Source organism: Roseomonas marmotae (genome assembly GCF_017654485.1).
Taxonomy (GTDB): Bacteria; Pseudomonadota; Alphaproteobacteria; order Acetobacterales; family Acetobacteraceae; genus Pseudoroseomonas; species Pseudoroseomonas marmotae.
The window spans coordinates 47,527-69,157 of record NZ_CP061095.1 but is presented as its reverse complement, the minus strand read 5'-3'; the positions used below and the strand labels follow the sequence as shown (position 1 = coordinate 69,157).

The window sequence follows — 21,631 nt, the reverse complement described above, 5'->3', positions numbered from 1 at the left end:
TGCGCCCGCACGGATCAGAAGGCCGCGTCCTCCAGCGCCATCACGGGCGCGGCCCCTGCCCGCAGGGCAAGCTCCAGCCCCAGGGTCTGCGGCAGGATGCGGGCCATGAAGAAGCGCGCCACGGCCTGCTTCGCGGGCGGCGCCGAGGGCAGCAGCGCCATCCTCGCCCAGATCCAACCCAGCGCCACCAGGGCGAAGAAGCGGAGGTAGTCGGTGGCCGCGGCACCCGGCTCGGCCGGGTCGGCGGCGGCGCGGCCGGCCAGGGCCTCGGTCGCTACCTCCAGCCGCTCCAGCGCCGCCAGCACGGGCGCGGCGAATTCGGAGGCTGCATGGGGCGCCAGGCTCTCGCGGATCTCGGCGAAGAAGGCGCGCGGCAGGGCGCCGCCATCCTGCGTCAGCTTGCGGCCGACCAGGTCCATCGCCTGGATGCCGTTGGTGCCCTCGTAGATCTGCGCGATGCGGGCGTCCCGCACCAACTGCTCCATGCCCCATTCGCGCACATAGCCATGGCCGCCGAAGACCTGCTGCGCCAGCACGGCGGACTCGAAGCCGAGGTCGGTGAAGGCCGCCTTGATGACGGGCGTCAGCAGCGCGACCATGCCCTCCGCCCGCGCTCGCGCCGCGATATCGGGGTGACGGGCGGCCTTTTCCATCTCCAGCGCCGTCCAGGCCGCCAGCGCGCGGCCGGCCTCCGAGAAGCCCCGAATGGTCAGCAGCATCTTCCGGACATCGGGATGCACCAGGATCGGCTGCGCCGGCCCGCTGGCCGCCCCCGGCGCGCGGCCCTGCACCCGTTCCCGCGCATAGGCGCTGGCGCCCTGATAGGCGGCCTCGGCGATGCCCAGGCCCTGGATGCCGACGAAGAGCCGCTCGGCGTTCATCATGGTGAACATGGCGCGCAGGCCCTGATGCGGCGCCCCCACCAGCCAGCCCGTCGCGCCATCGTAGTTCATGACGCAGGTGGGCGAAGCCTTGATGCCCATCTTGTGCTCGATGGAGCCGACGGACATGGCATTGCGCGCGCCCAGCCCCCCTGCCTCGCCCGGCAGGAACTTCGGCACCAGGAAGAGGCTGATGCCCTTCACCCCCGGCGGCGCGTCCGGGAGCCGTGCCAGCACGAGGTGAATGATGTTCTCCGACAGGTCGTGGTCGCCGGCGCTGATGAAGATCTTGCTGCCGGTGACGCGGTGGCTGCCATCCGCCTGCGGCTCCGCCTTGCTCCGCAGCAGGCCGAGATCGGTGCCCGCATGGGCCTCCGTCAGGGCCATGGCGCCCATCCAGCGGCCCTCCACCATGGGAGGTAGATAGGTCTCCTTCAGCGTGGCATCGCCATGGCGCTCGATGGCCTCCACCGCGCCGCGCGTCAGGCCGGGAAAGAGGCCGAAGGAGAAATTGGCCGAGGAGAGCATTTCATCGAACAGCACCTGCAACACGCGCGGCAGGCCCTGACCGCCATGCTCCGGCGCGTGGGCAAGGCCGGGCCAGCCGCCTTCCACGAAGGCGGCATAGGCCTCGGGGAAGCCTTTCGGCGTGCGGACGGCGCCGTTCTCCAGCACGCAGCCTTCCTCGTCGCCGCTGCGGTTGATGGGCTGGGCCACCTTCTCGCAGAAGCGCCCGGCCTCCCCCAGCACCTCGCCCATCAGGGAGAGGGAAACCTCCTCCCCTCCCAACCCGGCCAGGGTGGCGGGGGCATCCAGCAGATCCCCCAGCACGAAGAGCATGTCGTCAACCGGGGCGGCATAGGCGGGCATCAGAAGGCTCTCCTTGAATGGTTCAGATCACGCCGCCGGACCGCAGCCGCGCGACATCCTCGGCTGTCATCTGCAACAGTTCGGAGAGGATGTCATCGGTATCCGCGCCCATGGCGCGGCCGGCATGGCGCAGGACGGGCGGGGTTTCCGTCAGATGCGGCATGCCCGCCGGCAGCACGATCTCGCCCACGCGCGGGTCCTGCACCCGCAGCAGGTTGCCGCGCGCCTCGTATTGCGGGTCCTGGAAGATGTCGGCGATGCTGTTGATGGGGCCGCAGGGCACGCCGGCGCCGTCGCAGGCGGCCATCAACTCGTCGAAGTCCAGGCTGCCGACCCAGTCCGCCACCAGCTGGTTGGTCTCCTCCCGCCGCGCCAGGCGGTTCCTGGTCGGGCCCAGCGCATCCGGCGCCGCCAGCTCCGGCTTGCCCATGACATCGCAGAGGCGCGCGAAGATCTTTTCGCTGGTGCAGGCCAGGGCGATCCAGCGGCCGTCCCGGGTCTGCCAGTGGCCATGCGGCACCACCTGCGGCACATCGGCGCCCATCCGCTCGCGCACCGTGCCATGGCGGGCATAGGCGGGGGCGATCTCGTCCAGCAGGCGGAAGACGGATTCATAGAGGCCGATATCCACCACCTGCCCGCGGCCGGTCTTCTCCGCCTGCCGCAGCGCCATCATCACCCCCAGCGCGCCCCAGACACCGGACATGTAATCGGCCAGCGAGGTCGAGCCGGGCACCACCGGCGGCCGCCCCGGCTCCCCGGCCAGATAGGACAGGCCCGCGAAGCCATGGGCGATGCGCGCGAAGCCCGGCTTGCCGCGCATCGGCCCGGTCTGGCCATAGGCGCTGATCCGCAGCATCACCAGCTTCGGGTTGACCTCGCGCAGCACCTCCCAGCCCAGGCCCCATTTCTCCAGCGTGCCCGGGCGGAAGTTCTCGACCACCACATCGACCTCGGCGACCAGCTTCCTGAACAGCGCGGCGCCATCGGGCGCGCGCAGGTCCAGCGTCATGCAGCGCTTGTTCCGCGCCTCGCTCAGCCAAGCCAGGGTATCGCCGCATTCGGTGGGGGTGCCGAACTTCCGCATGGGGTCGCCGTCGCGCGGATGCTCGATCTTGATCACGTCCGCGCCGAAATCGCCCATGATGGTCCCGGCGAAGGGCCCCGCGATAAAGGTAGCGATATCCAGCACGCGCACGCCCGCCAGCGGCCGGTCCTGTTCCGTCATGTCCTGCATCCTTCCCTGTCCTGAAAGCTGTTGCGGCCCCTGCCGGCGCGGAGGATAAGCCCGGGGTGAACGTCAACCTGAAGCTCCTGCAGGCCTTCATCGAGGTGGCCGAGCACGGCAGCTTCCGCCGTGCGGCGGAGGAGATCGGGCGCACGCAATCCGCCGTCAGCATGCAGATCCGCCAGCTGGAGGAACAGCTGGGCCTGCGCCTGTTCCAGCGCACCACGCGCCAGGTGCGGCTGACGCCGGAGGGCGCCAGGCTGCTGACCCATGTCCGCAGCGCGATGGCCGAGCTGATGGCCGGGCTGCGGCTGGCCGAAGGGCTGGCGGCGCACCGGGGCCGCGTCGCCGTGGCCTGCGCGCCCAGCCTGGCCGGCAGCCGCCTGCCGAGGGTCATGGCCGCCTTCCAGGACGCCTTCCCGGGCGCCCAGGTGGAGGTGCGGGAATTGCCGCTGGCCGGTATCCTGGATTGCGTGCGGGCCCAGGACGTCGATTTCGGCGTGGGCCCGCCGCCGCCGGCCTCGGCGGGGCTGCTGTTCCGCCCACTGCTGGAGGACCCGATCTGCGCCCTGGTGCCGCCCGGCCTGCTGCCCGCCCGCCCACGGGCCAGCCTGCGGCTGCTGGCCCGCCACCCGCTGGTGATGATGGCCGGGCTGCGGGAGCTGGTGGAGGAGGAGGCGCGCGCCCAGGGCCTCGCCCTTTCCATCCGCTATCAGGCGCAGCAGATCCTGGCCGTGGCCGGACTGGTGGAGGCGCGGCTGGGCATCGGCATCGTCCCGCGCCTGGCGGCGGAAGGCCTGGAGGGCGACAGGTTGCAGGTCTTGCCGCTGGTCACGCCCCGGCTGACCCGGCAGGTGGGCATCCTGACACGGCGCAACAGCACCCTCTCCCCCCTGGCCACGGAGCTGGAGCGCCGCTTCGCCGAGGTGATGGGCAGCCGCCCCGCTGCCCGCTCCGGCCGGCAGCCCACGCCCTGGAGCGGCCCCGTCGATACGGTCTGATCCGGCACGGCGGCCGCATGGCGCGGCCAGTGCGATCATCTCTCTCTGCTTCCCCCTCACGCGCCACGGCGTGCATTCCGACCGGGAAACTAGAGGCGGCCAGGGACAAGTCCAACTCATTTAACTGACGCATTCATCAGAGAAGCTGATGAGTGCGCGGCGTGGCGCGGCGTGGCAGGATGAGGCTCATGAGCACCGACGGCCCCGCCATCACCCCGCGCGCCGAAACCCTGCCCGAGCCCGGCGCCGGTGACCATCCTGCCCTCGCCCACGCCCTGCTGCGGGAGGCGCTGACCGCATCCCTGGCGACGCTGGACCCGGGGGCGGCAGGCGCGGGCGGGCATCCCTTCGTGTCGCTGGTGACGGTGGCCACGGACTATGACGGCGCACCGCTGCTGCTGGCCTCTCGCCTGGCGCTGCACAGCCGCAACATGGCGGCGGATGGCCGCGTCTCCCTGCTGCTCTCGCGCGGCGGCAAGGGAGACCCGCTGGCGCATCCGCGCCTCACCCTCTCCGGCATGGCGCAACCGGCGGAAGCACCGCATCTGCGGCAGCGCTTCCTGGCGCGGCATCCGAAATCGGCGCTTTATATCGACTTTCCGGACTTCCGCTTCTGGCGGGTGCGGCCCCTGGCGGCGCATCTGGTGGCCGGCTTCGGCCGTGCGCCGGAACTGCCGCCCGCGGCGCTGCTGACCGACCTCACGGGCGCCGGGGCGCTGCTGGCCGCCGAGCCGGAGGCCGTGGCGCATATGAACCAGGACCATGCCGAGGCCATCGGGCTCTATGCCACCCGGCTGGGCGGCGCCGCGCCCGGCCACTGGCGCATGACCGGCCTGGACCCCGATGGCATGGACCTGATGCTGGAGGGGCAGGCGCTCCGCATCCCCTTCCCCGAGCGCGCGCTGGACCCGGGGGCGCTGCGGGCCCTGCTGGTCCGCCTCGCGAAGCAGGCGCGCGAAGCCGGCTGATACCTCCTCTTTGTCGCGCGCGGCCGGCGGGCTAAGTCCCGTCCAGGTAAAGCGAGCATGGACAGCATGACCCAACCCGACCTTTCCCTGGCGCTGTCACGCCTGCGGCAGGCGGCGCCGCTGGTGCACAACATCACCAATCAGGTGGTGGCGAATGTCACGGCCAATGCGCTGCTGGCCATCGGTGCCTCCCCCGCCATGGTGCTGGCGGAGCAGGAGGTCGGGGAATTTGTCCGGTTGACCGCCGCGCTGGTGATCAACCTCGGCACCCTGACAGCGCCGCAGCGCGACGCCATGCTGGTGGCCACGGCCGCGGCGGGCGAGGCCGGCGTGCCCTGGATCATGGATCCCGTGGCCGCCGGGGCCACCGCCTTCCGCAAGGACACCGCCCTGCAACTTCTGGCCCGGGGGCCGCGCGTGGTGCGCGGCAATGCCTCGGAGATCATGGCCCTGGCGGGGCAGGCCGGCGGCGGCAAGGGCGTGGACAGCGCCCATCGCTCCGACGCGGCGCGGGAGGCCGCGCGGCAACTGGCGCGGCAGTCCGGCGCCGTGGTGGCCGTGACCGGCGCGACCGACTACGTGACGGACGGCACGGCCATGCTGGCCATCGCCAACGGGCACCCGATGCTGACCCGCGTCACCGGCACCGGCTGCACCGCCACGGCGCTGATCGGCGCCTTCCTGGGGGCCGGGCTGGACGGGATGCAGGCCGCCGTCGCCGGGCTGGCGGTGCTGGGCGTGGCGGCGGAGCAGGCGGCCCCGCTGGCCAGCGGCCCCGGCAGTTTTCAGGTGGCGCTGCTGGACCGCCTCTATGGCCTGGAAGGTGCCGAACTGGCTGGGCGGGCGCGCATTTCCCCGGTCTGAGGTGGGGGTCCGGCCGCGCGGCGGGGCCTTGGTGGCGCCTAGCTCTCCAGCCAGCGGCGCCAGAGGCCGGGCCCCTGCCCCGCCACGCTGGCGGGGTCGGCCAGGACCGTCAGGATGAAGGCAGGACTTTCGGCGCGTGGTCGGCCGACGCCGTCCAGCATCGCCTCGATATCCCGCCGCAGCGCCGCGCGGGCAGCGGCCACCTCCGGGTCGCTGTGCACGGGCCGCGGATCCCCTAGGCCCGCACGCTCGGCGGCGATATCCCGCAGGGCCAGCAGCGCGCGATGGTCTTCGTCGCGCAGCCCGGCCTCCGTCCCGGGAACCGGCACCTTCAGGGCCCGGCGCCCCTGGGCGCGGAGGCGGAAGCGCCCCAGGGCCATCAGTCCCAGCATCCGCAGCCGCCAGTCGGCATCCGCCAGCGCGCCGGCCACCAGCATCTCGTCCGGCTGATCCAGCAGCATGCCACGCAGCAACGCCCAACGCGTCGGAGCCGCGCCCCCGCCGGGCGGCAACAGGCGGATGCCGCGCAGCGTCAGTTCGGTGCCGCTGCCGGGCTCGCGCAGCCGGCCACGAGCGACGAAGCTCAGTGTTTCCAGCACCTCAGCCAGCCGTGGCAGGCGGTCCACGCCACTGTCCCTGTAGCTGAAGGCCATGGCCTCCAGGCTGTCGAAAAGCCGTTCCTCCAGCATCCCGCCTGGCATGTCCGTGCTGATGGGCACCACTATGGGGGGTATCTCGGCGGTCAGGATCTCCATCTCCCGCCGGGCGATGGCATGGCCTTCCAGCACCAGCGCCTCGGGGTCCAGCAGGAGCGCGGAGCCGAGCGATGACAGGAAACCCGCCAGCAGGTCGAGGTCGAAACTCTCCCCCAGCGCCTCGGTCAGCGCGGTGCCCAGGATGTCGGCGGGTCGGTCCCCGATATGCCCCAGGCCGTCGGAACTCTGCCACCAGGCCATGGCGCGCTACCGGCAGGGACTGTGCGGCACGCGCTGCTCGCGCGTGAGGCTGCCGTAGTATTTCTCGAAGCCGTTCTGGCCGATGGCGGCGGCGTTGTTCACCAGTTGGCCCTGCCTGTTGTTCGCATTGATATGCGCCTGCTCGACGATGGCCAGCGCCAGGTCGGTGAACTGCCCCTCGACGACCACCTGCACGCGGACATCGCCGAATTCGTGGGTGGGCAGACCGTTCTCCATCCTGACCACCTCCCTGCCTCGGGCCCGGTCGTAAGCCTCCGCCCAGGCGCGCTTGCGCTCGGTGAAGTCCAAGTTGCCCGGTCGGCCCTGGCCGACATGCTCCAGGAAGCGGGCCCGGGTGAGCCCTTCCTTGTTGGTGCTGCCGACATAGGCCAGGACCCAGACACCGTTCCGCCGCACCGAGATATAATAGATCTGACCGAGATAGGCGGTCGTGCTGTGGTAGCTGCGCGCCGCCTCGACATCCCCATTATGCACCACCACGCCGGCCGCACCGACCAAGAAGGTGTGATGCGCCACTACTTCCAGGTTGCAGGTCGGCGTGGCGCAGCGCAGGCGCCGCACCGCGCGGACGGAGGCACCACGGCCATCTCCCGTCTCCAGCACCATGCCGGGCCGCAGCAGCCGCGCCGGCTGCCAGCCGCCGCCCACGGCGAAGCGGTGCGACCGGGTGGCCAGCACCGTCTCCCCCGGCAGGTGGATGGCCACCAGCCAGTCCGTCCAGCCATCGAGCCGCGCCGCGACACGGGCCACCACTTTTTGTCCCGCCGCACTCATCGCCAGCACCGTGGCACCGGCACGCAGCGCGGCGATGGGCACCCTGCCGCCGGGGGTCGCGACGCCCGTGCCCGGCGGAAAGCAGACGCCCTCTGGCCCGCGTGACAGGGCCGCGTAATTCAGCTCGGCGTTCAGCCGGCCCAGCAGTTGCGCGCGGGGCGGCAGCAGCGCCAGCTCGGCGCGGATCTTCGCCTCCGCGCGCTCCATCAATTGCATCCGCGCATGGCGGTCGGCGAGCGTCTCGCGGAAACCGTCGAGGGAGCGGAGCACGCGCTCGGCCTGCTGGCGCAAGGCGGGGTCGCTGCGGGCCAGGGGCTCGCGCATGAACAGCGGCTCACTGAGGGGATCGGGGCCGCCGAAATGCGCCAGCAGCTCCCCCTTCCATCGCTGCAGATGCGGCGGCAGCCTGCGCAGCTCGAGGTCGATCCCGGTCAGCGCGTTGCTGCGGTCCCTCATCGTGATCTCGCGGGAGCGGGCGAAGGCGGCGAGCCGGTTCTCCAGGGCCAGGGCAGCGGCATTCGCCTGCAGATGCGCCTGCATCTCCGCCGAGAGCGGCGGGGGCGCCGCCGCGCCGGGCTTGGGCTTGGTGGATCTGGCTGCGACATAGCCCTGCGGCGTCGCCACCACCTCCCCGGTCAGGATGCGCCGCGCGGCTTCCTGCTGGGCCATCAGGTGGCGGATCTCCAGCTCGATCGCGGCGTGGCCGCGCGCATCGCCGGCCAGCATGTAGCGGCGCATCCGCTCCTCAATGATGGGCGTCAGCTTCCGCACCTCGCCGGCGGCCTCGAAGCGCGCGCGGTCATGCGGCGTGACGATATCCAGGCCCAGCCGCTGGCCAAAGCCGGCCAGGGCCTGCCGCGCCTCGCCCATGCGCCCCATCCAGCCCCGCACCCGGTCCAGCTCACCGGCATGCAGCGCGACATCGACCGGCCGCGCCTCCGGCCCGACATGCAGCTCCACGCGCTGAAGCGGCCCGCCCTCGGGCGGGATCAGCACGACGCGCACCTCGTCGCCATGCAGGCCGGCGCCCCGGCGTACCGGCACGGCGTCGCGCAGGCGGCGCGGCAGGGCAGCCTCCAGCGTCATGCCGCCGGCATCGGCATAGACGCGGCCGCGCAACTCGCTCAGCAGGGGCCGCACGGCGGAGGGCGGCGCGCCGTCGCGCAGCAGGATCACCGCCTGGCCGTCGCGCACCACCAGGGCTGCGTCGCCGGTACCGCCCAGGCGGCGGAACTCCGCCTCCCCCAGCGGCAGGATCGGCACATCGGCGAAGCCGCCGCGCTCACGGCCGGAGAGCGGCTGACCTTCCACTTCCCCGGAGAGCAGGGCCCGGCGCGCCTCCCGCACGCGCTGGCGCTGGGCGGCGTCGGCGCCGCTGGCGGCGATGGCATCGGCCAGCCGCGCGGCATAGAAGTCCCGCATCGAACCCTGCGGATTGGCCTCCCGCCAGCGGCGGAAATCCGCCAGCCGGTCCTCCGGCCGGCCCATATGCGCCAGCACGTCGTCGCTCCGCAGATGCGGCTCGGCCACTGGCTGGTTGCGGAAGGCGCCTGTCACCATGCCGAAGCCGTGGGAGGCGACGTGATGCGCGGCGGCGAAGCCCATGCCGCTCGCCACGCTTTGCAAGGTGCCCTGCAAGGTGCCCTGCAGCACCTGCATCGGCCCGCCGGGCTGGCGCCAGACGCGCTCGTCCAGCATGGCGCCGGCAAAGGAGCTGGGCAGCGCCTGCACGCCCTGCTCGATCAGCTGCGCCGCACCCTGGGCCGCCAGGCGCTGGTACAGAGGCCGGGTCTCGGCGGCCAGGCCCGCCAGCATCGCCCGCCCCTCCAGCGCGCGGGCCAGCGGCCCGGCGGTACCGAAGCGCCCGAGGGTGGAGGCGATGCGCGCCTGGCCCCGCGCCGCCATCGCGCCCAGGCGCCCCATGCGGGAGAGACCCTGGAACAGGCTGGACCGGCCGACCGGCGTGATGCCCTTGGCCAGCCTGCCGAGCAGCGCATGGCCCAGCCCCGCCGTCACCGCCGAGACCACCGCATCCACCGCGCCGATAGCGAGGTCGGTGCCGATCTCCTCGGTGCCATAGGCACCGCCCTTCACCAGCGCCTTGGTCAGCATCGAGGCGGCGGTCGCGGTCAGCGAGGCGATCACCGCCGCCGCCACCACCGCAGAGCCGCCGCCGGTGAAAGGCGAGAGCAGCGCGCCCACCACGACGGCGGCCACCACGGCGGCAATGGTGGAGAGGGTGTCGGCCAGCGAATCCACCGCCGCGCGCTGCACCTCGATCGCCGCCAGGGTGCGGTCGACGCGGATCTCGAAGGCGGCACCGACCGCGCGCTGCTGGGCGGCCGAGAGCCGGGGGTCGCGCATCCGCGCCAGGCTGCCCTCCAGCATCTCCAGCTCCCGCTTCGCGGCGGCGCTTTCGGACCCCGTGAGGCCGGAGCCGATGAAGGTCTCGTCCCCGCGGTCGCGGTCGTAGCGGCGGCGGGCCTGGTCCACCATCTCCTGGGCGGTCATCGGCCTGCCATGGGTGGCCATGTCCACCAGGTCGTCCTGCTCGCGGCCGCTGGTATCGCCCTCGATGGCGCTGATCAGGCTCTCGCCGCCATGCTCGTCCTTCCATTGCCGGTCGGCTTCCTCCAGCTCCTCGCTGGTCATGCCGGACAGCGTTCCGCGCAGTTCCGGCATATCGGTGCCGACACCCTCGATGGCGAAGCGCAGGCGCTGGTACGGCGTCAGCACGCCATCCTGCGCCACGCGGGCGAGCGCCTCCTTCCGCGCCACGCCGCTCATATTGTCCTCGATCATGGCGGAGAGGCTGCGGCCGCTGGCGGCCTGGTAGTTCACCCCGAGCGCCTGCATGCGGGCGCGGGTGCGCTCATCCGCCAGCCGGGCCATCTCCCGCTCGCCCTCGCGCTCCAGTTCCAGGCGGCGGTTGAAGCGCTCCTCGGCGGTGCGGTGGGTGGTCCTGTCCTCCTCCTCCAGCCGGTCGGCGGTGCGGGCGGCGAGCACCGGCCCGAGGTCGCGCTGCAACTCCGCGCGGCTGCGGCTGGCCTGGTCGCGGAAGACGCCGTTGATCGCGGCATCGGAGGCATAGACGCCCTGATCCTCCAGCCGCAGTCTGGCGACATCGGCGGCGGCCAGGTCGTTGCGCGCGATGGCGCCGAGCAGATCGGTGGAGGCACCGCCGGCCTGCTGGAAAGCGGCGTGCAGCGCGGTTCCCTGCGCATCCTTCGCCCAGGGCGCATTGGCGAACTGGGTATTGAAGGCGCCCTCGACCTCGTTGTTCCGCAGGGCGATCTCCGCCTCAATATCCGCGGTGGTCCATTCGCCATGCCGCCTGGCTTCCTCCTCGACCTCCCGGCGGATGCGGGCATAGGTCGTCATGGCGGTGCCGCGGTCGAAGGAATACTGCGTCTCGCCACCTCCCATCTCCGGGTCGCCGCCGGTGGTGTAGCTGGACATGGCGCCGCCCAGCTCGATGGCATCCGACCTGCGCAGGTCGCCCTCGGTCAGGGCGGCCACGGATTCCTGGTCGGTATTGCTGATCCACTCGCCGCGTATGGCGGTCGCGAAACTCTCGCCATGGATGCGCTCGTATTCCGCCAGCACCTCGGTCCGCAGCTGCGGGTCCATCCGGCGCAGCAGTTCCTTGGCTTCCTCGGTATCCGTGCCGAGGCCGGTGATGGCGGAATAGAGGCTTCCGACCGCACCCGCGATCACCGCCGCGCGGTTGCGGTTGCCTTCCAGCAGCCGGTTGGCGGTCGCCATCTCCTCGTCGTTGAGGTCGCCGCGCAGGTCGTCATCCAGGCTGTCGCCATAGGATGCGCGATACTGGATGCGCAGCGCCTTGACGGCCAGCGGCGAGAGGTTCTGCAAGGCGGCGAAGATCTTCGCCTCGTCGGTGCCGCGCCAGCGCGTGACGGAATCATGGATGTCGGTCGCTGCCTTGTTGAGATCGAACTCGGGCTGGGAGGCTTGCAGCAGCATGGTGATGACCGCCATGGACTCCGCCTTGTCCGGCAGCGCCATCACCTTGTCTTCCAGCAGCGGCTCCAGCACCGGCTGCTGCGCGGCGCGCACCCTCTCACGCAGGCCCGCCGTCAGTCCCGCCACCAGATCGACCACGCCGCCGGCACCCAGGATGCCGTTCACCACCGCCTGGCTCTCGCGGCCCAGCGAGGCGCGGTATTCGCGCGCGGCATCCCGTTGCCCGGCCTCCTGCAGGGCCACGATGCGCTGCACCGCGGCCAGATCCTGCGCCAGGGCGACGCGGGAGGCCTGCGCCTGCGCGCCCTGCCAGGCGGTGGTCTGCGCCGTGGCGTCGGTGGCCCAGGTGTTCAGCTGCTGGTCGAGTTCGGTCCACCAGGTCTCGGTCGCGCCGGACTGGCGGGATCCCCAGTCGCGCAACGCCGCGAAGGCGTCGCGCCCCGCCGCCTCCAGCTCCGTCTTGAAGCCGGCGACGGCGGTGCCCGCGGCGGTATTCAGGCTGTCCCGTGTCCGGTTCAACGCGGTCGCCGCCCCATCCGCCCAGCGGCGCACCATGGCCCGGCGCCCCATAGCCGCCAGGCCGAGCGGCTCCAGCGCCAGCTCGTCCCGCGTCTGCGCCATGCGGTAGGCATTGCCCTGGCGCCGTACCGCCTCGTTGATGGCGCGCTGCCGGTTGCGGAGCTGCGCGTCGAAGCGCGCCTCGGCTTCCACCACCTTGTCGCGGATGGCGGTGACGCTGCGCTCCACCCGCTCCCGCGCCGTGGGCCGCCCGCGCCGGCTGCCGCGCCGGTCCCGCATGGCGGCCTCGCGCGCCGCATCGGCGCTGGCGCCGGCCTGGGCACGGAGGCCGAGCGCGGCGGCGGAGGCCGCGCTGCGCGCGTCGCTGACGGCGGCGGCCGTAGCCATGCAGACGCCATCGCGCTGCTCCTTCAGCGCATCGCGCCGCGCCACGATGGCGCCTTCCACCTCCATCTGCGCCATGCCCAGGCTTTCCGCCAGCAGCCGCGCCTCGCCCCGCACAGCCGCCAGGACGGTGGGCTTCAGGTCGTCATCCCGCAGCACGCCCTCGCTCGCCAGCCAGGCCTGTTCCAGGGCGCCACCGGGAAAGGCCGCATGGGTCTGCCGCACGGTGGCCAGCACCTCGGCGGCCTCCGCCTCGGCCTCCCCGGCCACCTGCCCGACCACCTGGGCGAAGAGCGCGCGCTGCTCCGGCGTCAGCGCCTCCCCCGTCACCGGCTCGTCCAGCACCGGCGCCGAGGTCAGCGCGGGGCTGGCGACGCTGGAGGTAGCAGGCGGCGGCATGGAGGCGACGGCGCCCTGGCTGAGCTGCTGGCGGATGGTCTTGAGCCGGGTGGCCTCCTCCGCGCTCAACCCGCGCGCATCGATGGCGACATCGCCCAGCCGCACCAGCCGCAGTTCCTCCTCGGTCAGCACCGGCCCGCCGAGATTGGGCATGGTGCCTTCCGGGCTGGCCTGCACCTCCGGCAGGGCGGCGGGCGGCAGCTCCCGCCGCGCCTTGGCCTGCAGCGCCTCCATCTGCGCGGGGATTGGGCCGGGGTCCTCGCGCGGCGGCGGCGCGGGCTGGCGGGCGCCACGGACCAGATGGCGCGGCGCCACGCGCGCGGCGCCGATCCGCGCCTGGCCCCGCGCCTCAATGGTCCGGCCGGCGGACTGGATGGGCGCGACGGCCGCTTCGGCCGAGAAGGCCGGCATGGGCAGCGCGGCGGCTCCTGCCGCGGCGGCGGCTCGCAGGGCGGCGGCATCGCGCGGCACCGCACCGCCCGCCGCGGGCATGGGGCGCGCGGCCCAGAGGGGGCCGTGTGCCGGCTCCGGCACTTCAGGCCCCGGTGCGGGCGCGGTCGTGGCGCCGGGCGCGGTCACGGGCTGCGGGGCTTCGGGCGCCGTGGCCTCGCTATCCACGGCGATGGCCGGTGCCTCCCCCTCCTCCGGCACGGGGGCGGGGGCTGCGTCCAGGGCTTCGGCCCGCCGACCGGCGATGGCCTGGTTCCCGGCCAGGGCCTGCGCCCGCTCCAGCACCGCGCGGCTGGCGGGCGGCTCCCGCTCCTCCTGTGCCCAGAGCGGCCCGTGCCGGGCCTCCTCGGGCACAGGCGGGGCGCGGGCGGGTGGGCTGCCCGCCGGCTGGTGTGTGGCGGTCCTGCCGAGGGTCTGGCTCATGGCCCGCCCCTCAGGCGGCCTGGCCGGCCAGGCCGACGCGGCTCGGCACCCGGCCGAGCTTCCGCATCTCCCGCGTCACGGCACGCAGCGCGTCCGCCATGCCGATGGCACGGCCCTCCACCGCCGCGCGCTGCGCCGCGCCCAGCGCGGCGTTGCGGATATTGCCCCCCGCCAGATCGAAGCCGCGCGCCAGCACCGCCAGGTCCAGCCCAGGCGCCAGCGGCGCCGCCGGCGGGAAGGCGCGACGCCAGAGTTCCAGGCGCATCGCCTCATCCGGCATGGGAAAGCGCACCACATGGCCAATGCGGCGCAGGAAGGCGGGATCGACATGCCCGCCGAGATTGGTGGTCAGGATCACCAGGCCGTCGAAACACTCGATCCGCTGCAACAGAAAGGCGACTTCCTGATTGGCGTAGCGGTCGTGCGCGTCTCGCACCTCCGTGCGCTTGCCGAAAAGCGCGTCGGCCTCGTCGAAGAGCAGCGCGGCCCCGATGGCCTCGGCCTCCCGCAGCACCTGATCCAGTTGCTTCTCGGTCTCGCCAATGTATTTGCTGACAACGGCGGAAAGATCGATGCGGTGCAAGGGCAGCCCCGCGCGGCGGGCGACCAGTCCGGCGGCCATGGTCTTGCCGGTGCCGCTTGGCCCGGCGAAGAGCGCCACCAGCGCCGCCTGCCGCCGGCCGAAGCCCCAGTCCGCTAGGCGCGCGCCCTGGCTCGCGGCCGCCAGCAGAAGTTCCAGCTCCTCCATCGGCTCAGGCGGCAGCACCAGATCCTCCCATGGCTGCTGGCCGAGAACAGGCTGCGCCAGGCGGGCCAGCGCCGCGCCGGCCCCGCTGCGCGCGGCTTGCGCCAGTGGCTCGGGCGTCGCCGGCGGCCATTCGCCGGGCGGGGCCAGGCGCCGCGCGCGGGCGACAGCCGCGGCGATGCCAAGGGGTCCGAGGCGCGTCTGCCGCGCGAGGGCGACGCCAAGCTCCGCCGCGCCCTCCGGCACCAGCGCGGCCTGCCACCAGCCGGCGCGGCGGGCCTCGTCCGCCGCCGGCATGTCGATCTCCACGACCTCCAGGCCGGCTGGCAGGCAGGCATCGGGAACGGGCCCGGCACAGAAGACCGGCCGCCCCGGCCGCGCTGTGGCGCGCAGCAGCGCATGCAATCGGGCCGGAGGCAGGTCGGCGGCCGGCAGGAGGAGCGCGGCATCCACCAGCCGCAGGGCACGACCGCAAAGCGCAGCGAAGGCCGCATCCTCCAGCCCCGCTCCGGCAGGGTGCGATGGGTCGAGGGCCAGGAGGCCGGCACCCTGCCGGGCGGCCTCGGCGGCGGCCAGCGCGGCCTGGCCAAGGTCGCCCCCCGGCCCCGTCAGCAGGACCAGCGACGCCTGCCCGCGCAGGGGATCGCATTGCCGGGCCAGCATCGCCGCCAGCCCGCCATCGCTCCCCGGTGGAACGGCGGGCAATGGCGCCAGCGCACCCCCTAGCGCGGTATCCGCCTCCCCCAGCAGCAGGCCCATCAGCGCCGCGTCGGGCAGCAACGGCATGGTGGGGCGCGGCGAGGCCATGAATTCGGCGGGCGGTGGTGCCAGCAGCCGCTGCGACAGCAGCACGCCGTCAGGCTGCAGGAGCCGGAACAGCGCCACGCGCGCAGCCGGCTCCGGTGCCAGCAGTTCCAGCATCAGGCCCAGCGTCGGCTGGCGGGCGGCGGCGTCGTTCTGCGCATAAGCCAGCAGCACCGGCAGGCGTGGGTCGAGCAGGGCGCCGGCCGCCGCCACCAGGCACTCCGCGCCCGGGCGGCCGAGGCCGAAGTGCCGCGTCAGGCAGGGGATCGGCAGGCCCGGCTCGGCACCGGCGCGCTGGCGCAGCAGCAGGTCGCGCGTGGCGATGCGCTCGGCCAGGATGGCGGCGCGGTCCGCCCAGCTTCCCTGAGGCGGGACATCCTCCGATGCGGCATCGGCTTCCGCCTCCCCGATATAGAGGCCACGGAAGGGGTCCTCGTTGAAGCGGCCGGTCGCGCGCAGCAGCGCGACCTGACGCGCCAGCCGCAGCCGCAGCAGCGCCAGATGGTCCAGCAGGTCGGCCAGGGGCGCGGTGGCCATGGCTCAGCCCGCCGCCAGCAGCAGATCGACCCGCGTCCCGTCCGGCAGCCGGTAGCTGGCCGGCAGCAGCCCTCCCATGCGCAGCAGCAGCGCCAGCGGCGGCGGGTCCAGCACCACCTCCAGCCAGGGCGGCTCTCCGGGCGGATGCCCCCGCCGCAGGGCACCGGGGCCCAGCAGATTGGCGCGCAACCAGTCCGGCCCGGCATGGCCAAAGCCCGGCAGGCGACGCGCGAAGCGGCGCAGCACCGCCTGGGCCAGGGCCGCCCAGGCGAGGCCGGAACCGGCATCCGGCGCACCTGGCGGGGTCAACGCCACAGCGTCCCGCGCCGGGCGGTCGGGCTGGCGCGCCAGGGGTGGCGGGCTGTCAGGAGGTGCGGGATGCCAGAGGCCGCCCGCCAGCACGGGAAAGCCGAAGCTTTCCGGGTCCGGCGCGGAGCCATCACCACAGTGGAGCCACGCGCCTGTCGCGGCATTCGCCAGAAGCCACCCTTGGCCGAGGGGGAGCAGCAAGGTGGCTTCCGTCCGGGCTGGAGGCCAGGCCTGCGCGGAAAGCCGTGACAGTACCTCGGCGGCCGGGCAGCAGGATGGCGGAACCAGTCCCGAAGACAGGCCCAGCGGCGCCAGGGCCGCATCACCCGCCGGATCGGCCCGCCCTGTCCCCGCCAGGGCACGCGCCAGCGCCGCCGCACCTTTTGCCGCATCGCCCGCCATGACGGCGGCGAGATCCAGGGCGCCGAGGTCGAGCGCATCGCGCCAGAGCAGGTAGAGCCAGGCATGAGGCGTCAGGCCGAGCCATTCGGGCCCCGGGCGCGGGGGCGGCGCGGAGGAAGGCGCTTCGCCCGGGCGTGGCGCGGCGTCGCGTGAAAAATCATCGACGCCCGGACGCGGTGATGGCGCGCGCGGCGGGCCCGCCGGGACCGGGGCAGCCAGCAGGAAGGCGATGGCCGGCGCCAGGGCAGCCGGTTCACCCACCCGCTCCGCGACATCGCGCGAGAGGAGGAAGAGGGCGGCGCGCGGTGGCTCCCGCCACAGGTCTGGCGGCACCGCCCGCGCGAGCGCGGCAAGGCGTGCGATGAGCGAAGGCATCGGGGCCACCGGCCCCCGGCGCGCCCCTGGCATGACCCGCCAGGATCCCGCCAGCCGAAGAACCTCCGGCTGCGGCAGATGCCGCACAACCCGGGCAGCCGTTTCAGTCGGGAGCAGGGACAGGGCGCGCGGCCCGTCCTCTCCCGCCTCCTCCAGCACCGCCGCCAGCGCCTGGGGCATGGGCCGCGCGGCCATGGCCTTGCAGGTTCCATGCTGCCAGAGCCCTCCCCGGCCCGCGGCCACATCGGCCAGCACCTGGGCCCGGTGCGCGGCACGGCTGCCGTGTTGCAGCACCGCCTCCCCCTCCCCGCGAAGCGCGGCACCGAGCGCGGCAAGGATGGCGTCCGCCAGCCGGGCGGCGATCCGGCGGGCGTCCCACCGCGCCATGACCGCCAGATCGACACGCAGGCGGCGCACCACCACCACTCCGCCGCCGGCCGGCAGCATCGCCGCGATACGCTGGCCCAGGGCCGGCGCCAGCAGGCGCTGCGCCAACTCCCGCAGGTCGCCCGCGAGGCCGGGCAGCGCCGGCTGGTCGCGCGGTACCCTGGCCGTGATCGATACCCTGCCGATGGTCAGGCGCGGTGACATCGGCTCAGCGCGGCGGCGGTTCGAGTTCCGCCTCCAGCAGTTCTATCGCGCCGGCGATTCGCAGCATCATGGCCTGGAGGCTGGAGCGTTCCTGATCCAGCGCCGCCAGCCGCCGCTCGCCCAGGGCGAATTCCCGCCGCAACCCGCCGAGCCGCGCGACCAGCCGCTGCTCCAGGGATGCCGTATGTTCCAGTGGCAGGTCCATGCTCGCCTCCCTCATGCGGTGAAGACCGCGATCCAGCTGAACTGGCGGAGATTCCCGTCGATATCGTCCACCTGGAAGCGTATGGAGAACCGCGCCCGGTTCCCAGCCAGGCGCTGCGGCGCGCCCTCGGGCGCCACGCGCCAGCGGGCATTGGTCGCGGTGCTGTTGTTGGAGATGTCGGAGAGCGCGACCATGATCGTCGCGCTTCCATAGTTGTCCAGCGCGGTCGTGACGTCGATGCCGTGGATGCCTGTGGCGGAACCTGCCGGGGATGGCACGATGTTCACCGTCTCCACCCCGCTGCGTACATCGATCAGCGGCACGCGCTGGCCGCGGCTACGGATATCGCCATCGGCCACCAGGTCTCCGCTGGCGCGCACCCCGCCGCTGACCGTCAGCCCGCCCGGCTCCAGCCGCATCGCCTCCTGGCCTCCGCCGGCATTGCCGCGCAGGTCGCTATGCGTGCCGCCGCGATACCAGCGGAAATCGGCATCGCTTCGCTGGTAGAAGGTCCGGTCCTGCACACCGACGCCATAGTTCTCGCCCCAGAGGTTGAGCATCTGCTGCGTGCGGTTGCCGAAGAAGAAGCGGCCACTGGCATCGAGCAGCAGCAGCCTGCTGCCGCCCGCGCCCGGATGGCCGCGCGAATCCACATGCGCGCCGCCGCGATGCCAGGCGAAATCGAAATCCGAGCGGGAGTACAGCGTGCCGTCCTGAACGCCGAGCCCGTATCCCGTGCTCCAGAGATTGAGCATCTGCCGCGTGCGCGCACCGAAGAAGAGGCTGCCATCCTGGTCTAGCCGCAGCAGCACGCTGCCGCCGGCGCCGGGATCGCCTGCGGCATCGGCATGCTTGCCGCCCTTGTACCAGTAGGCCTCTGCCTTGCTTCGCAGATAGGCGGCGCCATTCTGTACGCCGATGCCATAGGCGCCGTCCTCGTCGTCCTTCTCCAGGCTGAGGTCGATGGACTGGCGCGGCGCGCCGGGCAGGCGCAGCTTGCCGTCACGGGCATCCAGCTTGCGGTCGCCACGGATGGCCAGGGCGGGCACGGCCGTCTCATCCGCCCCGGCCCCGATGGAGAGACGACGGTCCGGTTTCTCGTCATCGCCGAGATGCAGATGCAACTCGGTCGTCACCCCCGGCGCGGCGCGGCGCTGCATCCAGAGCGGGATGTTCTCGGCCTCGCCAAGCACATTCTGGAAGCGGAGCTGGCCGCCATGGATCTCCACATCCTTTTTTGCGGTCAGCCGGCCCTGCACCACCAGCCGCCCCTCAAGGGTGGCGAAGTCCCGGGCATCGGCATCCGCCGCCGCCTGCCGTGGCGCGAGGCGCAACGCGCCGGATTCACTCAATACCGAGGTGCCGTTGAGGCCGGCCCAGCGGCGGCCCTCCATCAGGTCGGCCGGCGCCGCCACGGGGCGGAACTTCTGCGCGCCGCCATCCCAGCGGAGGCTGCCGAGCCGGATGAGCCAGGTCTGGATCTCATCCTCGGCGACGAAGGTCTGCGCGGCCATGGTGCCATCCGCCGGCAGCCGCGGCGTGCCGGGGACCGGATCAGCCGAGGGCGGAAGCGCCGCCTGCCCGCCTACCGGCAGCTCGGCCCTCTCCAGGTCCCAGAGCGCGCTGTCCTGCGTGCCGGCGAAAAGGCGGAATCCCTCGGCCACGCGCGGGAAGTTCTCGGTGCCCGTGCAGATCATGGCGAGGGTAGCGCCATCCCGCATGGCGGCCTCGGCGAAGGCGATCCAGACCTCACGCTTCTGATCGCCCGCCATGGCGGCGAAGAGCGCCGGTTCCACCCGCGTGGGCGCCGGCACCAGCACCTCGCGGCCAAAGATGTCCACCGCCATGCCCGGCATCAGCAAGACGTCGCAGAACTGCGCGTCGCCCTCGCGCGGAATCTCCACCAGCTCCAGGCCGGTGATCACCCCCCAGAGATGCGGCCCCAGATTGTGCCGGCGGCGCCAGTTCCGGTGGTAGCTCTGCTCGACGGTGAAGTCGGCCGCGCCCAGCATCTGGCGCTGGAAATAATGCATGCGCTGGGTGGCGTCGCTCATTTCCTGCTCCGCTTGCTCAGGGTGGCCACCTGGCTCCGCAGTTCCGCCAGCTCCTTCCGCAGGACCGCCAGTTCCTTGGACGGGCCTGCCGGGGACTGCGTAGCGGCCTCCCTCATGCTGGTCCCGTCGCCACCGGCCGCCGCCGTCGCGCCGCTGGCGAAGCCCACGACCTTCCCGTCCCGGACGAAGAGGGTTGCCTCGCCCGAGGGCCGCGCAAAGAAGCGCCCGAGCCCGGCCCTGCCCTGCGCCGCGACAGTGGCCTCATCGGCTTCCCGCAGGGTGACCCGCAGGCCCTGCGCGGAGAGTTCCCGTAGCGCGATGGCTGAATCCTGACCGACCGGCGCCACCACGGGCGGCGCCTGCGCGACATCGGACAGCCAGCGAGAGGCGAGCGCCCCGAGATCGAGGTTTCGCGCCATGTTCAGCAGGTTACGCGGCGTGGCGAAGTTCCCCGCCGCCAGGGCGCTACGGAAACGCAGGGCGCGCTCATCCCGCCGACCCAAGCCGAAGAGCGCGGCGAGGGGCGAGCAGCAGAGCAGCGCCAGCAGCCGGGAAACCAGCGGTACGACTGGCACCACGGAGAGGAAGTGCATCAGTGTCGGGAAGGCGCCGGCATATTTGCGGCAGCTATGGTTGCAGATGCTGACGACCTTGTCCCCGCGCATGGTCACGCAGGCGATCGGCACGCAATCCTCCAGCGGATCTTCCGAGCAGCGCGGCAGGATGGCGGCGCAGAGGCAGTCGATGACGGACTGGAGCCAGAGACTGAACAGCCCCTCCGCCACGCGGCTCGCGCGGTCGGCATAGCTGGCGGGGCTCTCCCCGGCAGGCAGGTTGGTGCCCGGCACATTGTCACCGGCCTGCGGCAGCGGCACGGAAAGCTGGTCCAGCTCACGCAGCGCCTGGCAGCGCACGGGGTCATGGCGCATCATGAAGTCGATCAGCGCCTGCCGCAGCCGGCAGAGAGCGTCACGCATCTGCTGCGCCGTGACCTCCGCGCCCGGCTGCTGGTTCAGAAGCGCCGCGATGGCGCGCATATCCGTCTCGGTCAGCCGGTCCTGGAGGATAGCCAGGGCTTCCTTGACGCAGCCCATCGCCCGCCCCAGCAGGCTGTCCGGCGTCACGAGCCCCTGCGTCAGTCCGGCCAGGCCCTCGCGCAGATCGGGGCCGCAGGGGCCCTTGTGCCGCACCACGCCCAGTTCCGCGCATTCCACCAGCCGCCGGGGCGTGCAGCCCGGCAGCGCGTAGCCCAGCACGCCGGTAGTGGTGCTGCCGCTGGTCACCGCGCTGGCGGTGAGCCGGGTGGCGGAGCCGCCGCATCCGCAACCGCCGCCACAGCCTCCCCCGCAGCCGCATTTTCCGCCACAGCCGCAGCCCTGGCCTGCCGGCTGGCGCATCAGCGAAAGGCTATGCGCGCTCTCCACCTCCCTGAAGCGCAGGGTGACGCACCAGTGGGTCTCGAGATCGGCGCAGCCGGGATCGGGCGCGGGAGTGAAGGGGTCGCAATCCCCCAGTTTCGGCCGGCGCGCATCACGGCAGGCGCGGATGGCCTTGGCGATGTCGAAGCGCGTGGAATCCGCCAGCACGATGTCGTTGCCGCAGCGGTCGATGGCATAGCCCGTCTCCACTCGCACCGAGCCGTCGCAGTCGTCGCAGACCACCTGCAAGCCGCAGACCACGCCCCAGCCATGCAGGAAGCGGTTGTGCAGCCGCATCTTGGCCCGCACGAAAGCCTGCTCGCTGGCCAGATCCTCGGCCGAAAGCGTTGCGCCCGTCGCATATTTCGGTGCTTCGAAGATCTGCAGCCCACGGCAGGCGGGGCAGCCGCAGACCGTCGTCCCGTTGGATCCGGTGGTCATATTGGCATCCATTGCACGCCTCCTTGCG

Annotated in this window: 12 protein-coding genes; 3 read left to right on the top strand and 9 right to left on the bottom strand. The window is 72.8% G+C overall.

Annotation, left to right across the window (positions count from 1 at the left end):
- Positions 1 to 14: 14 nt before the first annotated feature.
- Both IAI58_RS20830 and IAI58_RS20825 read right to left on the bottom strand, forming a co-directional pair.
- Entirely contained in the window at positions 15 to 1,751 is a 1,737-nt protein-coding gene (locus IAI58_RS20830) for an acyl-CoA dehydrogenase C-terminal domain-containing protein (RefSeq protein WP_207448890.1), read from the bottom strand.
- A 22-nt stretch (positions 1,752 to 1,773) separates the two neighbouring features.
- Positions 1,774 to 2,988 carry a CaiB/BaiF CoA transferase family protein gene (locus tag IAI58_RS20825; RefSeq protein WP_208776296.1) on the bottom strand — a complete coding sequence of 405 codons (1,215 nt, stop codon included), beginning with the start codon at positions 2,986 to 2,988 and terminating at the stop codon, positions 1,774 to 1,776.
- Positions 2,989 to 3,044: 56 nt separating this feature from the next.
- Between IAI58_RS20825 and IAI58_RS20820 the strand changes: the two genes are divergently transcribed.
- From IAI58_RS20820 to thiM, 3 genes are all read left to right on the top strand, one after another.
- Entirely contained in the window at positions 3,045 to 3,980 is a 936-nt protein-coding gene (locus tag IAI58_RS20820) for a LysR family transcriptional regulator (protein WP_208776295.1), read from the top strand.
- Between the two features lie 188 nt (positions 3,981 to 4,168).
- Entirely contained in the window at positions 4,169 to 4,948 is a 780-nt protein-coding gene (locus tag IAI58_RS20815; RefSeq protein ID WP_207448896.1) for a HugZ family pyridoxamine 5'-phosphate oxidase, read from the top strand.
- Positions 4,949 to 5,014: 66 nt separating this feature from the next.
- Complete coding sequence (thiM, locus tag IAI58_RS20810; protein WP_207448898.1) at positions 5,015 to 5,812, top strand: hydroxyethylthiazole kinase; 798 nt, start codon at positions 5,015 to 5,017, stop codon at positions 5,810 to 5,812.
- 38 nt (positions 5,813 to 5,850) lie between these two features.
- Here thiM and IAI58_RS20805 read toward each other — a convergent pair whose 3' ends face one another.
- The 7 genes from IAI58_RS20805 to IAI58_RS20775 are packed head-to-tail and all read right to left on the bottom strand — an operon-like array spanning position 5,851 to position 21,603.
- Positions 5,851 to 6,768 (bottom strand): hypothetical protein, encoded by a 918-nt coding sequence (locus tag IAI58_RS20805; protein ID WP_207448900.1) that lies wholly within the window; start codon positions 6,766 to 6,768, stop codon positions 5,851 to 5,853.
- Positions 6,769 to 6,774: 6 nt separating this feature from the next.
- Positions 6,775 to 13,722: a hypothetical protein gene (locus IAI58_RS20800; RefSeq protein WP_207448902.1), complete on the bottom strand. Its 6,948-nt coding sequence runs from the start codon at positions 13,720 to 13,722 to the stop codon at positions 6,775 to 6,777.
- A 10-nt stretch (positions 13,723 to 13,732) separates the two neighbouring features.
- The gene (locus IAI58_RS20795; RefSeq protein ID WP_207448904.1) at positions 13,733 to 15,808 is read right to left on the bottom strand and encodes an ATP-binding protein; all 2,076 of its coding nucleotides are present in this window, start codon (positions 15,806 to 15,808) and stop codon (positions 13,733 to 13,735) included.
- A gap of 3 nt (positions 15,809 to 15,811) precedes the next feature.
- Positions 15,812 to 17,485, bottom strand: a complete 1,674-nt coding sequence (locus IAI58_RS20790) for a hypothetical protein (protein WP_207448906.1) — start codon at positions 17,483 to 17,485, stop codon at positions 15,812 to 15,814.
- 4 nt (positions 17,486 to 17,489) lie between these two features.
- A complete protein-coding gene (locus tag IAI58_RS20785; RefSeq protein WP_207448908.1) occupies positions 17,490 to 17,690 on the bottom strand; it encodes a hypothetical protein in 201 nt (66 codons plus the stop codon).
- An 11-nt stretch (positions 17,691 to 17,701) separates the two neighbouring features.
- Positions 17,702 to 19,744: a hypothetical protein gene (locus IAI58_RS20780; protein WP_207448910.1), complete on the bottom strand. Its 2,043-nt coding sequence runs from the start codon at positions 19,742 to 19,744 to the stop codon at positions 17,702 to 17,704.
- A complete protein-coding gene (locus IAI58_RS20775) occupies positions 19,741 to 21,603 on the bottom strand; it encodes a hypothetical protein (protein ID WP_207448912.1) in 1,863 nt (620 codons plus the stop codon). Before IAI58_RS20775 ends, IAI58_RS20780 begins: the two co-directional genes overlap by 4 nt.
- Between the last annotated feature and the right edge of the window lie 28 nt (positions 21,604 to 21,631).

What these genes read in the sequence shown, in the direction of transcription:
- IAI58_RS20830 (WP_207448890.1), bottom strand. Translation starts at nt 1,751, where the DNA reads ATGCCCGCCTATGCCGCCCCGGTTGACGACATGCTCTTCGTGCTGGGG.
- IAI58_RS20825 (WP_208776296.1), bottom strand. Translation starts at nt 2,988, where the DNA reads ATGCAGGACATGACGGAACAGGACCGGCCGCTGGCGGGCGTGCGCGTG.
- IAI58_RS20815 (WP_207448896.1), top strand. Translation starts at nt 4,169, where the DNA reads ATGAGCACCGACGGCCCCGCCATCACCCCGCGCGCCGAAACCCTGCCC.
- thiM (WP_207448898.1), top strand. Translation starts at nt 5,015, where the DNA reads ATGACCCAACCCGACCTTTCCCTGGCGCTGTCACGCCTGCGGCAGGCG.
- IAI58_RS20805 (WP_207448900.1), bottom strand. Translation starts at nt 6,768, where the DNA reads ATGGCCTGGTGGCAGAGTTCCGACGGCCTGGGGCATATCGGGGACCGA.
- IAI58_RS20800 (WP_207448902.1), bottom strand. Translation starts at nt 13,722, where the DNA reads ATGAGCCAGACCCTCGGCAGGACCGCCACACACCAGCCGGCGGGCAGC.
- IAI58_RS20795 (WP_207448904.1), bottom strand. Translation starts at nt 15,808, where the DNA reads ATGGCCACCGCGCCCCTGGCCGACCTGCTGGACCATCTGGCGCTGCTG.
- IAI58_RS20790 (WP_207448906.1), bottom strand. Translation starts at nt 17,485, where the DNA reads ATGTCACCGCGCCTGACCATCGGCAGGGTATCGATCACGGCCAGGGTA.
- IAI58_RS20785 (WP_207448908.1), bottom strand. Translation starts at nt 17,690, where the DNA reads ATGGACCTGCCACTGGAACATACGGCATCCCTGGAGCAGCGGCTGGTC.
- IAI58_RS20780 (WP_207448910.1), bottom strand. Translation starts at nt 19,744, where the DNA reads ATGAGCGACGCCACCCAGCGCATGCATTATTTCCAGCGCCAGATGCTG.
- IAI58_RS20775 (WP_207448912.1), bottom strand. Translation starts at nt 21,603, where the DNA reads ATGACCACCGGATCCAACGGGACGACGGTCTGCGGCTGCCCCGCCTGC.